The sequence below is a fragment of the Aquimarina megaterium XH134 genome (assembly GCF_000520975.1).
GTDB lineage: Bacteria > Bacteroidota > Bacteroidia > Flavobacteriales > Flavobacteriaceae > Aquimarina > Aquimarina megaterium.
Window position 1 is genome coordinate 21,137 of the sequence record NZ_JACB01000004.1, and the last position, 15,374, is coordinate 36,510.

Consider the following 15,374-nt stretch of genomic DNA (forward strand, 5'->3'; position numbering starts at 1 on the left):
TCTTAATTTTTAATGGTTAGATACGATATCCCTATAATGTAGAGTAGTTAGAGAATAAAATAACTAATGACTTTGTGGTATAGGGAATATTTATATGTCGTTTCTTTTCGGTTATTAATTTCTTCTGTAACGGTAATAAATGTACGATATTGTAAGTAATTATAAAGTTTTTTTTGCAAGAATTCACATAGAGATGATTTTGAATCTAGATTGTTGATAGTTAAAATCTTACATCTTTTTAAAACAGGTTTTAGAAATGACACTTTTTCTTTTTGAAGAATGGCAATAAAAAAAGTCGTTATTTATGTAAATAACGACTTTATAAATTTTAGTAAAAACGGCTACTAATAATAAGTAAAACGTCTTACTTTGGCAATATATTTTGATAGTCTAATTACTTGATGACTATATCCATACTCGTTATCATACCACACGTATAAAACAGCATTATTTCCTTTTGCATCAACAATAGTAGCATTGCTATCATAGATAGAGGGGGCAGAAGAACCAATAATATCGCTAGATACTAATTCGTTATCTAATGAATATTTTATTTGCTCTACCAGATCTCCTTCTAATGCATATTTTTTAAGTACTGTATTCATACTTTCTTTAGAAGTTTCTTTTTCTAAATTAAGATTAAGAATTGCTAATGATCCGTTTGGTACAGGAACTCGTATGGCATTTGATGTTAATTTCCCTTCAAAACTTGGAAGCGCTTTAGAAACTGCTTTTCCTGCTCCAGTTTCTGTGATTACCATGTTTAGAGCAGCAGCACGACCTCTTCTGTATTTTTTATGCATATTATCTACCAGGTTTTGGTCATTAGTATATGCATGTATTGTTTCTAGGTGACCATTAACAACGCCAAAACTTTCGTCTACAGCTTGTAGTATTGGGGTAATTGCATTGGTAGTACAAGAAGCAGCAGAAAAAATATCTACTTTGTCTGGATCATGTTCTTTATGATTAACTCCATGTACAATATTAGGAACTCCTTTTCCGGGAGCGGTAAGTAATACTTTACTAGCTCCTTTTGCTACCAGGTGTCTGCTTAGTGCTTCTTTATCTCTAAAAGCACCTGTGTTATCTATTATTAGAGCATCCTGAATTCCGTAAGATGTGTAATCTATATCTTCTGGATTATTGGCGCTAATAATTTTTACAGTGGTACCATTTATGATTAAAGCACTATTAGCTAAGTCTGTTTCTACGGTACCAGCAAAGTCTCCATGTACAGAATCACTACGAAGTAATGAGGCTCTTTTTTCTAATACTTCTTGAGTGATAGCTCCTCTCGTTACTATAGCTCTAAGTCTTAATTGGCTTCCTTTACCTGTAATGGTCATTAATTCTCTGGCTACCAAACGACCGATTCGCCCAAATCCATAAAGGACTACGTTTTTTGGAGAAATTGGTTTGAATGTTTTTGCATCTTTTAGCTTATTTTGTACAAAGCTATTTATCGAGCTGTATTCATCACTTGCCAAATGATACTCATACGTAAGTTTACCTATGTCTAATTTTGATGGAGGTAAATTCATTAATTTGATAGCTTGCGCAATTTCTACAGAATCAAAAATTGAAATAGGTTTTTGTACAAACTCGCCAGCATATTCGTGCAGATTGATAATTTCACTTACGTTTTTATCAATTAACTGATTGCGGAAAAGTACCAACTCGATAGAATTGTCGTACCAAAGATCACTTACAGTCTTTATAAATGCTACTGTAGCGCGACGTCTGTCTGCCTGAAAGGCTAATTCTTTTTCATAAACTTCGTTAGAGCTCATAATGTGTTGTGTTTTAAAGTCTTGAAATTTCGTGCAAAAGTATATATTTCAAACGTTTTCGTGAAACCTTTTATGAAAAAAAATCCCATTACTTTATAAAAGTAATGGGAGGTGCTATTATAATTGTGTTTTGTGATGCTTATTGAAATACAAATTCTCTTTTCTGACCATTTCTGTCTACCAGACTAATGGTGATATCTTCATCTTTATATTTACTTTCGATTATTTCTTTTACTTCAATAACATTCTTTACTTTTTTTCCGTCTATTTCGCTAATAATAAGACCTTCCAAATTATATCTTTTCATTCTCGAACTTAGTGCTTTGCTAATTACAACTCCATGATCAAGTTTAAAGTTGTTTAAATATCCTTTAGGAGGATTCATAACTTCTACACCAACATCGTTTATATTATATTTTTGAATTTCGTATTTTGATAAGGTAACCGGTAAAATAAGTTCTTTATTTTTTCTTAACACACGTACATTAATAACATCTTTAGGTCTCTTGCTGTTTACATATCCTGTTAAATCTGAAAATTTTCTTATTGGTAACCCATCTATTTCTTTTATGACATCTCCTTCTAAAAGCCCTGCTTTTTTTGCTCCACTGTCATCGGCAACAGATGCTACAACTACTCCTTGGGTGGTAGAGATACCATAAGCTTCCATAGCTTTTGGATTTATAGTTCCTCCTGTAATTCCTAATATACCTCTTTGTACGCCGCCAAATTCTATAATATCGTCGATTATTTTCTTAGCATTATTTGAAGGTACAGCAAAGGCATATCCTACATAACTTCCGGTTTGTGAAGTTATGGCTGTATTTATCCCGATTAATTCTCCTCTTACATTTACTAATGCACCACCACTATTTCCGGGATTGATAGCGGCGTCTGTTTGTATAAAAGATTGAGCTTTACCATCAGATTCATCCAAATCTCTTGATTTTGCACTAATAATACCGGCAGTAACAGTAGAAGTAAGGTTAAACGGATTTCCTACAGCAAGTACCCATTCTCCGATTTTAGCCGAATTAGAATCACCAAATGGGATGTAGGATAATTTTTCTTCAGCATCGATCTTGATGAGTGCTATATCAGACTGTGGAGCAGTACCAACTACTTTGGCTTTATAAGATTTATTGTTATTTAGTGTAATTTCTAAATCAGTAGCTCCGTCAATTACATGATTATTAGTAACAATATATCCATCTTCTGTAATAATAACTCCTGATCCAGCACCTTGAATTCTTCTTTCCTGCGCTCCACCATTTCTAAAAAATTCCATTAAATTTCTTGGTGTACGCGTAATCCCATATTGTTTAACATGAACTACTGCATTCACTGTTTTTTCTGCAGCAGTGGTAAAATCAATACCAGAAACAGAAGCATTAGTATTAGTTAGGGTATAATTTACAGGGGTTAGATTTGGTTTGGCTTCACTTTCATTAACAACAATGGCTTCAGGCTCTAAAAACATTTTATATGCGCCTAAAGTAAATATACCTGCTAGGATAGCTACAACCAGTAAACTCAAAAATCTTTTCATTTTCTTCTCTTTTTTTTGTTTGATTTATGTAATACTAATCTAATAGACTTGTATTAACTCTTAAAATTACAATTATAGTATACTTTTTTTATGAAATTTAACTCACAATTAACAACGGTTTTTTGATAACATTCTTTGTACCTTTGCCCTTATAATTGAAAGAATAATGACTCTTACGTTTTATAAATACCAGGGTACCGGGAATGATTTTGTAATCATTGATAATAGAGATTCTATACTCTCCAAAAATGATACCAAATTGTTTGCCAGACTTTGTGACAGAAAATTTGGTGTTGGAGCCGATGGTTTAATGCTGTTAGAGCTTCCTCAGGATAAAGAGGATGACTTTACAATGGTTTATTTTAATGCAGATGGAAACGAAAGTTCAATGTGTGGTAATGGAGGGAGATGCCTGGTTGCTTTTGCAGCTTTTCTCGGTGTAATAAAAGATAAGGCTACCTTTACTGCAATTGATGGTAAGCATAAAGCTGAAATAAAAGATGGTCTGGTGTATTTGCAAATGCAAAATGTGTCTGAGATAGAGAAGTATGATACACATTTATTTTTAGACACGGGTTCTCCTCATCATGTTGCAATGGTTAAAGATTTAACGAATTATGATGTAGAAAATAAAGGAAGAGCGATACGAAAAGGAGCTCCTTATTTTGAAACTGGTAGTAATGTGAATTTTGTAGAAAAGAAAAACGAGAACGAATTTGCTGTACGTACTTATGAAAGGGGAGTAGAAAATGAAACGCTATCTTGTGGTACGGGAGTTACTGCAGTGGCTCTTTCTATGCATGCGACCAAATTAACAAATGATCAGGAAATTGATATTCATACCCAAGGAGGAAGACTAAAAGTTACTTTTCAAAAAAATGGAAATGGATATAAGAATATCTTTTTGATAGGACCTGCAGAACAGGTTTTTAAAGGGGAGATTACATGGTAACATTAAAAGGGAAAAATATTTATTTGCGGGCTCTTGAGCCCGAAGATCTTGATTTTGTTTATATTGTAGAAAATGATGAACAGATTTGGGAAATGAGCTCTACCCAGACTCCATACTCTCGATTTTTGATTAAAGAGTATTTAGAGAATTCACATAAAGATATTTATGAGGTAAAACAGTTGCGATTGGTTATTTGTTCTAATGATCATGCTACACTGGGTTTGATAGATTTGTTTGATTTCAATCCTATGCATAATAGAGCGGGAGTAGGTGTTTTGATAGCAGAAAAAGAAAATAGAGGCAAGGGTTATGGAGCAGAAGCTTTAGAACTTATTGTAAACTATGGTTTTACTCACTTGCGTTTGCATCAATTGTATGCAAATATTTCTGAAGATAATGAGACTAGTATTAAATTATTCGAAAATAGAGGGTTTAATAAAGTTGGGGTAAAGAAAGAGTGGAATCGAGTAAAAGATATTTATAAAGACGAATTTTTATATCAATTAGTATATGTACATTAAAAAAATACTATTAGTTATTGCATTATTAGGTTTAATTGCAGGAGGAATTTTTGCGTATTATGTATATCAAGCAGTTTTTTCTCCCAATACGAATTTTGAAACTGAAACAGCAACCATCTATATTCCTACGGGAGCTACCTATACAGAACTTATTGAGACGATTAGTCCTGTGGTTAATGATATTTACAGTTTTGATAGGATTGCAAGAAGGAAAGGATATATTGATAACATTAAGGCGGGGCGATATGTTTTGCACAAAGGCCTTAATAATAACGATATTATAAATGTTTTACGAAGTAAAAATTCACCTATACACGTAAGCTTTAATAATCAAGAAAGGTTGGAGAACCTTGCGGGTAGAATTGCTTCGCAAATCGAACCGGATAGTATTTCTTTATTAAAAGCATTTAAAGAAGAATCTTTTTTAGAAGCAAATGATTTTTCTTTAGAAACTGCTTTAGCGATGTATATTCCTAATAAGTATGAGTTCTTTTGGAATACTTCTGCAGAACAGTTTAGACAAAGAATGTTGAAAGAGTATAAGCGATTTTGGAACGAATCCCGAGTATCAAAAGCAAAGCAAATTGGGTTAACCCAAAATCAGGTGATTACTATTGCTTCTATTGTGCAAAAAGAAACTGCAAAAGTTGATGAGCGTCCAAGAGTAGCAGGAGTTTATATGAATAGGTATAATAATAATTGGAAATTAGGTGCAGACCCGACCGTAATTTATGCAATTAAAAAACATCGCAATGACTGGGATGTAATAATAAAGCGCGTATTATATAAAGATTTAGAGCTGGATAGCCCTTATAATACTTATAAATATGCTTCGTTACCTCCAGGACCAATAGCGATGCCTGATATTTCGTCAATAGATGCGGTTCTTAACTATGAAAAGCATGAATATTACTTTTTTGTAGCTAATGTAGAAAATTTTGGATATCATAAATTTGCCAAGACCATTAGCCAGCATAATCGTAATAAAAAACAATATATTGATTGGATTAATAAGCAGGGGGTAAGACGATGATTGTCGACTTGTTTTTTTGTAGGAAAAAAACAGTGATTTCTTCTTTTTGAATAAAAAATAACACGAATTTATTAACAAAAGTGCATCCTTTTTTGTGAATTACTTACAAATAGGAGGATTCATTTTTTATCGACTAAAACACTAGGTTTGACGTTTAAGTGTCATTTTTAAGGTTTTTTATGGAAGATTTAACCGTTTTTAAGCCTGTTTTTTGCTGTAAATCACTGTTTTTCAGTATTATAATTATTTTAACACTTGATTCTTTTTATTTTTCAAAAAAGTTGTATATTTGCACGGCAAAAATTTAAGTAGTGGGGGACGTCATTTATGATGGCTACTTAGAAATTTTTTATATGATAAAGAAGATAGTAGGATTATCTGTATTACTTACAATTGGGGGAATACTCTTGCTAAGTTTTAAAACAAAAGAAAGTATAGATCTTAGTTCTTATAGTACAGAAGGTTTGGATCTGTATTACATCGCACCAAATTTTAGTGAAATAGAAGACGATAATACATTTATCTCTCCAGAGCTTGGTAAATCTTATATAGGGTTTAAAGAGGCTGTTGCTTTTAAAGAGTCTCGTGGAGATTATGGTGTGGTTAATCAATTTGGTTATTTGGGAAAATATCAATTTGGTAAAGGAACACTTGATTTGATAGGTGTCAAAAATGTAAAAAGAAATAAATTTCTTAACAATCCTGCTCTTCAGGAAAAAGCATTTTATGCTAATCTGTCTAGAAATAAGTGGGTACTGCGTAGGGATATAAAGTGGTATGTTGGTAGAAGGATAAATGGGGTAGAAGTAACAGAATCAGGGATTCTGGCTGCAGCTCACTTATCTGGGCCAGGTGCGGTAAAAAAATATTTACGTAGCGGTGGAGTAGAAGGGTTTGCAGATGCTTTTGGTACTACAATTCGTTATTATATGAAACGATTTGGAGGGTACGATACTTCTTTTGTTGTTCCTAACAAAAAAGCAAAAGCAATCTAGTTCCTTTTTCTTAGGCTTAATCTCTTTGTATAATGTATATGGTTGGCCTTTTATGAAGATCTATTTCTTCTTTTTTCCATTCTTCAACCGTTTTGGTGGCAATAAATTCGGTAGTTAGTGTGATGTCACATGCAATACATAGTCTAGTATTGGTATTTAGTATGGTTTTGAGATCAGAAAACATTTTGTCATTTCGATATGGGGTCTCAATAAATATCTGTGCTTGATTTTTTTCTAAAGAGATTTTTTCCAGGTGTTTTATGGTTGACTTTCTTTCGTTTTTATCGATGGGGAGATAGCCGTTAAAAGTGAAGTTTTGACCATTCATTCCGCTGCTCATCATAGCTAATAGTATCGATGATGGTCCTACAAGTGGTGTTACTGGTATTCCTTTTTCGTGAGCTATTTTAACAACTTCTGCTCCAGGATCTGCAATTCCGGGACATCCAGCATCAGATAATAAACCGATAGATTCCCCATTAAGGCAAGGTGTGAGATAGCTTGGTATCTCCGAGATGTCTGTGTATTTGTTAACAGTGTGTATAACAATAGAACGTTGAGACTTGCTGGGGCTTACCTTTTTTATAAATCGTCTTGCGGGTTTTTCGTTTTCTACAATATAGTGATTTACTTGCTCTAATACCTTTTTAATAGATATAGGAAGTACTTCTAAAGGGACATCATCTCCTAATCGTGTTGGGATTAGGTATAATTTTCCTTTGGGATCTAGGGGTTTAAATTCCATAGGTTGTTTTATAACTGGTTTTTTAAAGACCTTTTTATTGATAGTGTTGTTGTAATGTGTATCTGCATTTTGTGAATTATCAATAAATTAATTAATCTTTAAGGTTTAAGAACGTTTTTATGCCCTTGGTAGGGTGTATACTAAAATAGTATTATTTTTTTTATTGCTATCTATTGTAACGCTATTATTTGTGATGATAGTATATGGCGATGGAATGATATTGATGCTAACCGCGTTGTTTGGTTATTGTTGCACCTTATGAATGATTAGAATCTTTGAGTTTTGTAGCGATATTGTTGCATGCTTTGTCAAGCATTTGAAATACGTCTTCAAAACCTTGGTCACCTCCATGATATGGGTCAGGAACATCAAGATCACTATTGGGGTGTGATTCGTTTAAGATACGTTTCACTTTATTTTTTTCATGATCATTGCTGGCTAGATTAATTATGTTTTGATAATTAGAGCCATCCATAGCGTATATGTAGTCGTATGTTGTAAAGTCGCTAATTTTAAATTGAGCAGCTCTTTGATCTGTGATGTCAATATCATATTGTTTTGCAATATCGATAGAGCGTTGATCGGGTTTGCTGCCGATATGATAACTGCTGGTTCCGCAAGATGCTACGCTATAAAAACGTGAGTCGAGTTTAGATTTTAAAATACCTTCTGCTAAGGGGGATCTGCATATATTGCCTAAACATACCATTAGAATTTTAACTTTCATGTAGTTTGTTTTGTTGTTTTAGATGTGGTATATGTTTTTGCTAATAATGTAATTGAATTATTAGTATTGATCTGTTTATAAACAATGCAAAGTTATAATGTAAGCTTCTTTCCTAAATCTTCAACATATTTTCTAAATTGCTTGTCGGTAGATGATAGGTTATCTACTGTTTTGCAGGCGTGTAGGACAGTAGCATGGTCTCTTTTTCCTATTTGTGTACCGATACTGGCTAAAGAGGCTTTGGTTAGTTTTTTGGCAAAAAACATAGCTAGTTGTCTTGCTTGTACAATATGACGCTTTCTGGTCTTTGATTGTAGTGTTTCTACATCCATTTGGAAATAATCACTTACCACCTTTTGGATGTAATCAATAGATACCTCGCGTTTTGTATTTTTAACATAGTTGTCTACTATGGCTTTGGCAAGGTCTATTGTGATATCTTTTTTGTTAAAAGAAGAATGAGCTATTAATGATATAATTGCGCCTTCTAACTCTCGGATATTGGTTTTAATATTATTTGCTAGAAACTCAACTATTTCTTCAGGCATTTCTACGCCATCACGATATAGTTTGTTTTTGATAATCGAAATTCTGGTTTCGAAATCAGGTTGATGTAATTCTGCAGATAATCCCCATTTAAAACGAGAAAGTAATCGTTGTTCTATATCCTGCATATCTACAGGAGCTTTATCACTTGTTAGAATTACTTGCTTTCCGTTTTGGTGTAAATGGTTGAAAATATGAAAGAATACATCTTGAGTTCCTGCTTTACCAGATAATAGTTGAATGTCATCAACAATCAAAACATCGATAATCTGATAAAAATGAATAAAATCGTTTCTGTTATTCTTTTTTACAGATTCTATATATTGCTGTGTAAATTTTTCGGCAGAAATATATAAAACTGTTTTTTCTGGGTAATTATCTTTTATATTAACACCGATTGCATGAGCCAGGTGTGTTTTTCCTAAGCCAACTCCTCCAAAAATAAGTAGAGGGTTAAAAGAGGTGCCTCCAGGTTTGTTGGCTACAGCCATACCTGCGGAACGAGCTAATCGGTTAGAGTCTCCTTCTAAGAAATTTTCAAAATTATAACTTGGGTTTAATTGAGATTCTATTTTTACATTTCGTATTCCAGGAATAACGAATGGGTTTTTTAACTCGGGATTTTTACTTTTAATAGGAACGTCAACTTCTTGTGAGTTAACAGGAGTTCGGTTAGAGCTTGGAATTTTTTCAGTAAATGGCTTTTTGTTGCCATATGTGTTTTCCATTTTAATAACATAAACTAACTTAGCGCCTTCTCCTAATTCTCGAGTTAAAGATACTTTAAGTAGATTTACGTAATGTTCTTCTAGCCACTCATAAAAAAATTTACTAGGAACCTGAATACTGAGAGCGCTATCCGTAAGCTTTACAGCTTTGATTGGTTCAAACCATGTTTTAAAAGCTTGAGGTGTAATATTGTCTTCTATGAAAGACAAACAACTATCCCAAACTGATTGCGCGGTTACATTCATTCTTGTGGTCAGGTTTACTTTTTTGTTATATTAAGGTACTAAAAAGAAATTGCTGAAAAACTCCTTACTGTTTTTGCATGACAAATATGTGAACAAAAAATGTAAAAAAAAAACGATTTAGGGGTTGAATATTAATTATTTTTTTTGCATAATTTGACAACACTACTTTTTAATTTAACTAAATAACCCCTTATTTTTAAAATATGCTAATCACTTCAGAAACTTTACTAAAGGTGCGATACTCTGAAACCGATCAGATGGGTGTAGTATATCATGGTAACTACGCGCAGTATTTAGAATTGGCACGAATTGATTGGTTATCCCGATTAGGGGTTTCATATAAATCAATGGAAGAAAATGGCGTTATGCTTCCTGTGTTTACATTAGACTTTAAATTTAAGAAATCTGCCTTTTTCGACGATGAATTAATTGTTAAAACTTCGTTGACGAAAATTCCTACAGCAAAAATCGTTTTCGATTTTGAGATTTTTAATAAAAATAATGAATTACTAACAACAGCATCTACAACTTTAGTCTTTGTTGATAGTAAAACAAGAAAGCCTATTCCATGTCCCTCTTACTTGCTTGAAAAAATAAAAAACTATTAACCCTGTGTTTTTCTAATTTCTATACCATACAACGGGGAAAAAACATCTTTTATTTTATCTGCAAACTTTTTTCTTACCGAAATGTGAATTTTACAATTCAATTCGTGATCTTGTTTAGTGATTTTTAGATTATGCTCTTTAATAATTCTCATCACTTTATTCATGTCTTTATATTCGAAAATAAGTACAAAATCAATATTAATTGTTTTTTCGACTATATCTGAAGTTTCAAGTGCTAATTGAGCAGCAGTTCTATAGGCATTAATTAATCCGCCAACTCCTAATTTGACGCCTCCAAAATAACGCACTACAACAATTAGTATATAAGTAACATCAAAAGATAGAATCTGACCATAGATGGGTTGGCCTGCAGAGTTAGAAGGTTCGCCATCATCATTAATACGGTATGTGGCAGGTTCTGTCCCTATTTTCCATGCATAACACCAATGTCGTGCGGCATGATGTTTCTTTTTAAGATCGGCAATAATATGTTTGGCCTCCTCTTCTGTAGTAATAGGGAATGTGTATCCAAAAAACTTGCTATTTCTATCTTTAAAAAGAGCTTCCTCTCCAGGGATATTAATTGTTTTATATGTGTCTTTTGTTTCCAATGAATATATATGCTATATAGAAAAGGCCACTAAGATAATGCTAATAATAGCCAGGATGATGCCTATCCAGTTTTTAGGGATTAATTTTTCTTTAAAAAAAAGAATTCCTGCAAGAGTTGAAACCAAAAGTATAGCTACATTATTAATAGTGAATACTGTAGAGCTGTCCATACTATCATGGCGTAATGCTTGAATGAGGAAATAGATCGAAAAATAATTTGGAACTCCTAATATAATCCCTGCAATAATATTTTTAAATGCAATTTTTAATGTTCCGGTTATAGCTTTAGATGCTAGTGTGATAATTCCAACAATGGCAGCAAATCCAAAAACGGTAGCAGAAAAAACCGGAATATCATTTTTAGACACATAATGTGTTTCTAAAAACTTAATACTGGTGTCGATAATCCCACTTCCGATAAAAACCAGTAATGGAAAAATTAAATTCTTTTTTGTTATTGGGATTCCTCCGGTGGTTTTAATCGAAGTGAGGTAAACCGCGATAAGTGCAATTAGAATGCCTACAATTTTTGTGATACCAGTACTTTCTTGATATACTATAATTCCAAATACAATGGGGATCACCAAACTCATTTTGGTAGCTACTGCAGCTACAGATAGTCCATTTCTCTGTGTAGTAATTGCCATTAGGTTAAATACAGATATGAATATTATCCCCAGGATCATTGCTCCATAAAACCACTCTTTCCCAGAGATAGAGGGTAAATCTATTGGCTCTGAGTATGCTATGATTCCTGAAATAGAAGCTACTATATAGTTTACAACAATTGCCTGTAGCGTATCTACATGGTATTTAGAAAATAACTTAAAGATGATAAAAATCAGAGTAGACGCTAAGACACTTAAAACTAAATAGATCAAAATAAATCAGATTTTATGGTAAATAAATCTGTAACATCTTCGGTTACAGGGTTGTTGTTCCAGATGTGCATTCCCAGTGCAGCAGCAGTGTCTGTATTATCCTTTGTATCATCAATAAAAAGTGTTTCACTTGGGTTTAGTTGGTGTTGTTCTAGAACAAATTCAAAAATATAAGGTTCTGGCTTTCGTAAGTTGATTTCGTGAGAGAGGTAAAAAGCATCAAAACATGATTTGAATGCAGGGAAAAAGCTAATATGCTCCTTAATCCAATTAATATGTAATTCATTATTATTACTAAGCAAGATCAACTGGTAACGTTGTTCTGAAGCTAGTTTCTGAATAAATTCTAGACGATGTTTAGGGAAATCCTGTAAAAGAGCATTCCATGCATAGACAAGTTGCTTTTCTGAAGCTTTTGGAATATGCTTCTGAAAATTTTCTATAAGTTCTTTCGTAGTAATTTTACCTGCTTCATACAAGATGTTAAGCTCTCGTAATTCTGTAGTAAGCTTTTCGTTTTTAAGATTGTATAATTCTCTTTCTGTTGCGGACTTGTCTAAATTAAGAAAGACGTCTCCAAAATCAAAAATTATAGTTTTAATCATTTTGATATGTCTTTAGGGTGTCTGTCATGATTTTTTGTTCAGAAATTAGATTTCCATTTTGTGTAGGTGCTTTTATTCCGGTTCCAAAAGTAATATTTCCTTCAAAAACCCTAGCTTCATCCCATAGGTTTTTATCAATAAAAGATTGTGTTGTATAAGAACCTCCTTCTATGATCACTGATTGGATGTTGTGTTTATAAAGAATGTTGCATATTTCTTTGGCAAGATTCTCTTGCGTGTCGACAACCTCATAAATAAGAGTATTGCTGTTTTCTTGTTTGAATTTTTCTGAAGTAATCACAATTGTCTTTACCGATTGATCTAATACGGCAGAATCTTTAGGTATTTTTCCTGATCTGTTAATCACAACTCTTATGGGATGATGTTGGCTAGACCAATCTCTGATGGTAAGTTTGGGGTTATCCTTAATAACGGTTTGACTGCCAACCAAAATGGCTTGTTCTTCTGCTCGCCATTTATGTACAATTTGCCTAGAATATGTATTTGTAATCCAAACAGGTTCTCTTTTGTTTGTAGTAACCGGTGCAATATAACCATCTGCAGTTTCTGCCCATTTTAGGATGATATATGGCCGTTTTTTGTTATGAAAAGTAAAAAACCTTTTGTTTAATGCTAAGCATTCATTTTCTAAAACCCCAACAATTACATCACAGCCAGCATTCATTAATTTTTGAATTCCTGCGCCCGATACTTTTGCAAAAGTATCTATTGTACCGATAACTACCTTTTTGATTCCTTTTTGGATAATGAGGTCGCTACAAGGAGGTGTTTTTCCAAAATGACTACAAGGTTCAAGGCTAACATAGATGGTAGCGTCTTTTAAAAGAGAGTGATCTTTTACCGAAGCAATAGCATTTACTTCGGCATGAGGTTTGCCCGATTGATAATGCCATCCTTCACCAATGATACTGTCGTTATGCACAATTACACTACCTACCAAAGGGTTTGAGTAGGTCGTTCCTAGTCCGTTTTTGGCAAGCTGTATGCAGCGTTTTATGTATTTCTCGTGTGTTTTCACTTTTGCAAATAACAAAAGTAAGTAAAACTATGTGTTTTATATGGTGTTGTAGGCTTGTAGTATTGATTAATTATCTTTTTAGTTCAAACACATACTTGATAACACCTTTTTTTTGATCTTTCTTAGGATTCCATTTAATATGAATTATTTGAGTTTCTTTAGAAGGGAAGATTTTTTCATTAACACCATGTATAGCTATAAAAACAACACATTTAGAAAAATAGCCTTTTTCTACATCTTTATCAATTGAAGATATTTTGAGTACAATCTCATTGGTGCCATTTTTTATAAGCTTTTGAGCTTTATTGTTACTTACCTGGCTTGCTGATTTTTCAAATTCATGTAATTTTTTACCATTTAAATAAATTTTGCCTGCTACGCCTTCAGTTGTTTTGGCTTCGAGTTGATAATATTTAAATGATTCTGTTTTTATTGGGGTGATTTCAATAACTTCAGATATATTCTGAGTTTGGCTAAAAGAGTTTGTAACTGGAAAAAAAATTACAATTAAAATAAAGTTTTTAATCTGCTTAATCATTTTATTTTCAAGATTAATATGGGACTTGATGGATTTCGGTTTATGATAGTGCAATTGTCAAGAAAGAAACTGCGTTTAAGAATATTGAACGTGTAGCACAAATATAGTTACTTGATATAGGTTTAGAATCCCTGTTTTCAGTGAAAAACCACCAAATCATGTTGTGTAGAATTGTTGTTTTTATTTTAATCTTACCTTTTGTTGTTTATCAATTGTATAAGGATAAGAAAAATTTCCAAAATAATATCGAATTACCCCTTTGTATTGTATATCAAGCGAATCACTCTGAATTACTTTTAATACACTGCCAAGAATACTATTTTTATTTTTTTTATAGACTTTAGAAAGTGAAAAAGTTCCTTCTAATGGAATAGCGAATTCATTTTTTGAAGGAACATCGAACTCTTGTGAAGAGAGTGCTCCTACATCCATGTTATCAACAAAAATGTGTATGCTGTCTATAGAAAGTTTTCCTTTTATGTGATTTGGATTATTAAAAACAGCATCTGCTTTAAGTGTTATATTGCGCATACTGACATTTTTAACCTCGATATTATCGACATATTTAAATTCAGGTTTTTTAGAAATAGAACAACTGGTAATACCTATGAGTAATGTTGATAATAATAGAAACTTATTCATTGATTCCTTGTTAGATTTAACGTATATTTCAATACCTTTTAAGAAGTTAATTTTTTAGTAAAACGAAGATTAGAAGAATCTTCTGGTGATACCACAAAAATAGTATTTTAAAAATAATGAATGATATAAAAATACGAGCAATACAGCCAAAAGATAATAAAGTAATTGCCTCGGTAATACGAGAAGTCTTAATAGAAATGGGAGTGCCTAAGGTGGGTACTGCTTATGAAGATAAGTCTTTGGATAGTATGCATGAAACTTATAACTATTCGAGAATGAAGTATTACGTAGTCGAAGAAGAAGGTAGAATCATTGGTGGTGCAGGTATTGCCCCATTAGAGGGAGAAGTTGTTAGAGATATTTGCGAGTTACAAAAAATGTATTTCTTACCACAGGCAAGAGGCAAAGGAGTTGGATATGCAATGATAAATAAATGTCTTGATTTTGCAAAAGAACAAGGGTATGCCAAATGTTATTTGGAAACAATGCCTTATATGGAATCTGCCAGGAAATTATACAAAAAAGTAGGCTTTATCCCTTTGGAAGAGCCAATTGGAGATACCGGACATTATAGTTGTCAGGCATGGATGATAAAAGATCTATAATCTAAAAAT

Annotated in this window: 17 protein-coding genes; 6 read left to right on the forward strand and 11 right to left on the reverse strand. The window is 32.7% G+C overall.

What is annotated here, in order from left to right; genetic code table 11:
- Positions 1-344 precede the first annotated feature (344 nt).
- Positions 345-1,793, reverse strand: coding sequence for a glyceraldehyde-3-phosphate dehydrogenase (locus tag Z053_RS0105135; RefSeq protein ID WP_025663967.1), 1,449 nt, complete (start codon positions 1,791-1,793; stop codon positions 345-347).
- Positions 1,794-1,932: 139 nt separating this feature from the next.
- Positions 1,933-3,342 carry a trypsin-like peptidase domain-containing protein gene (locus Z053_RS0105140; RefSeq protein ID WP_025663968.1) on the reverse strand — a complete coding sequence of 470 codons (1,410 nt, stop codon included), beginning with the start codon at positions 3,340-3,342 and terminating at the stop codon, positions 1,933-1,935.
- A 166-nt stretch (positions 3,343-3,508) separates the two neighbouring features.
- On the opposite strand from Z053_RS0105140, the gene dapF reads away from it, so the two are divergent.
- From dapF to Z053_RS0105160, 4 genes are all read left to right on the forward strand, one after another.
- Entirely contained in the window at positions 3,509-4,294 is a 786-nt protein-coding gene (dapF, locus tag Z053_RS0105145; RefSeq protein WP_025663969.1) for a diaminopimelate epimerase, read from the forward strand.
- The gene (locus tag Z053_RS0105150; RefSeq protein WP_025663970.1) at positions 4,288-4,815 is read left to right on the forward strand and encodes a GNAT family N-acetyltransferase; all 528 of its coding nucleotides are present in this window, start codon (positions 4,288-4,290) and stop codon (positions 4,813-4,815) included. Before dapF ends, Z053_RS0105150 begins: the two co-directional genes overlap by 7 nt.
- Positions 4,805-5,848 carry an endolytic transglycosylase MltG gene (gene mltG / locus Z053_RS0105155; RefSeq protein WP_025663971.1) on the forward strand — a complete coding sequence of 348 codons (1,044 nt, stop codon included), beginning with the start codon at positions 4,805-4,807 and terminating at the stop codon, positions 5,846-5,848. Before Z053_RS0105150 ends, mltG begins: the two co-directional genes overlap by 11 nt.
- A 353-nt stretch (positions 5,849-6,201) precedes the next feature.
- On the forward strand, positions 6,202-6,843 hold the full coding sequence (locus Z053_RS0105160) for a hypothetical protein (protein ID WP_025663972.1): 642 nt from the start codon (positions 6,202-6,204) through the stop codon (positions 6,841-6,843).
- Positions 6,844-6,859: 16 nt separating this feature from the next.
- Here Z053_RS0105160 and Z053_RS0105165 read toward each other — a convergent pair whose 3' ends face one another.
- The 3 genes from Z053_RS0105165 to dnaA all read right to left on the reverse strand — a co-directional run bounded on the left by Z053_RS0105165 (position 6,860) and on the right by dnaA (position 9,835).
- A complete protein-coding gene (locus Z053_RS0105165; RefSeq protein ID WP_025663973.1) occupies positions 6,860-7,588 on the reverse strand; it encodes an SAM-dependent methyltransferase in 729 nt (242 codons plus the stop codon).
- A 256-nt stretch (positions 7,589-7,844) separates the two neighbouring features.
- Positions 7,845-8,297 carry a low molecular weight protein-tyrosine-phosphatase gene (locus Z053_RS0105170; RefSeq protein WP_241459809.1) on the reverse strand — a complete coding sequence of 151 codons (453 nt, stop codon included), beginning with the start codon at positions 8,295-8,297 and terminating at the stop codon, positions 7,845-7,847.
- A gap of 110 nt (positions 8,298-8,407) precedes the next feature.
- A complete protein-coding gene (gene dnaA, locus Z053_RS0105175) occupies positions 8,408-9,835 on the reverse strand; it encodes a chromosomal replication initiator protein DnaA (RefSeq protein ID WP_025663975.1) in 1,428 nt (475 codons plus the stop codon).
- 203 nt (positions 9,836-10,038) lie between these two features.
- On the opposite strand from dnaA, the gene Z053_RS0105180 reads away from it, so the two are divergent.
- Complete coding sequence (locus Z053_RS0105180; protein WP_025663976.1) at positions 10,039-10,443, forward strand: acyl-CoA thioesterase; 405 nt, start codon at positions 10,039-10,041, stop codon at positions 10,441-10,443.
- Here the strand turns inward: Z053_RS0105180 and Z053_RS0105185 are convergent.
- From Z053_RS0105185 to Z053_RS0105210, 6 genes are all read right to left on the reverse strand, one after another.
- The gene (locus Z053_RS0105185) at positions 10,440-11,054 is read right to left on the reverse strand and encodes an IMPACT family protein (RefSeq protein WP_025663977.1); all 615 of its coding nucleotides are present in this window, start codon (positions 11,052-11,054) and stop codon (positions 10,440-10,442) included. The genes Z053_RS0105180 and Z053_RS0105185 overlap by 4 nt on opposite strands.
- A gap of 12 nt (positions 11,055-11,066) precedes the next feature.
- Positions 11,067-11,936, reverse strand: coding sequence for an EamA family transporter (locus Z053_RS0105190; protein ID WP_025663978.1), 870 nt, complete (start codon positions 11,934-11,936; stop codon positions 11,067-11,069).
- Positions 11,933-12,541 (reverse strand): HAD family hydrolase, encoded by a 609-nt coding sequence (locus tag Z053_RS0105195; protein WP_025663979.1) that lies wholly within the window; start codon positions 12,539-12,541, stop codon positions 11,933-11,935. The genes Z053_RS0105190 and Z053_RS0105195 overlap by 4 nt, the downstream gene beginning before the upstream one ends.
- Positions 12,534-13,580 (reverse strand): bifunctional diaminohydroxyphosphoribosylaminopyrimidine deaminase/5-amino-6-(5-phosphoribosylamino)uracil reductase RibD, encoded by a 1,047-nt coding sequence (gene ribD, locus Z053_RS0105200; protein ID WP_025663980.1) that lies wholly within the window; start codon positions 13,578-13,580, stop codon positions 12,534-12,536. Before ribD ends, Z053_RS0105195 begins: the two co-directional genes overlap by 8 nt.
- A 70-nt stretch (positions 13,581-13,650) precedes the next feature.
- Positions 13,651-14,172, reverse strand: coding sequence for a hypothetical protein (locus Z053_RS0105205; protein WP_152538265.1), 522 nt, complete (start codon positions 14,170-14,172; stop codon positions 13,651-13,653).
- A gap of 126 nt (positions 14,173-14,298) precedes the next feature.
- The gene (locus Z053_RS0105210) at positions 14,299-14,760 is read right to left on the reverse strand and encodes a hypothetical protein (RefSeq protein WP_025663982.1); all 462 of its coding nucleotides are present in this window, start codon (positions 14,758-14,760) and stop codon (positions 14,299-14,301) included.
- 116 nt (positions 14,761-14,876) lie between these two features.
- On the opposite strand from Z053_RS0105210, the gene Z053_RS0105215 reads away from it, so the two are divergent.
- Positions 14,877-15,365: a GNAT family N-acetyltransferase gene (locus Z053_RS0105215; protein ID WP_025663983.1), complete on the forward strand. Its 489-nt coding sequence runs from the start codon at positions 14,877-14,879 to the stop codon at positions 15,363-15,365.
- Positions 15,366-15,374 lie beyond the last annotated feature (9 nt).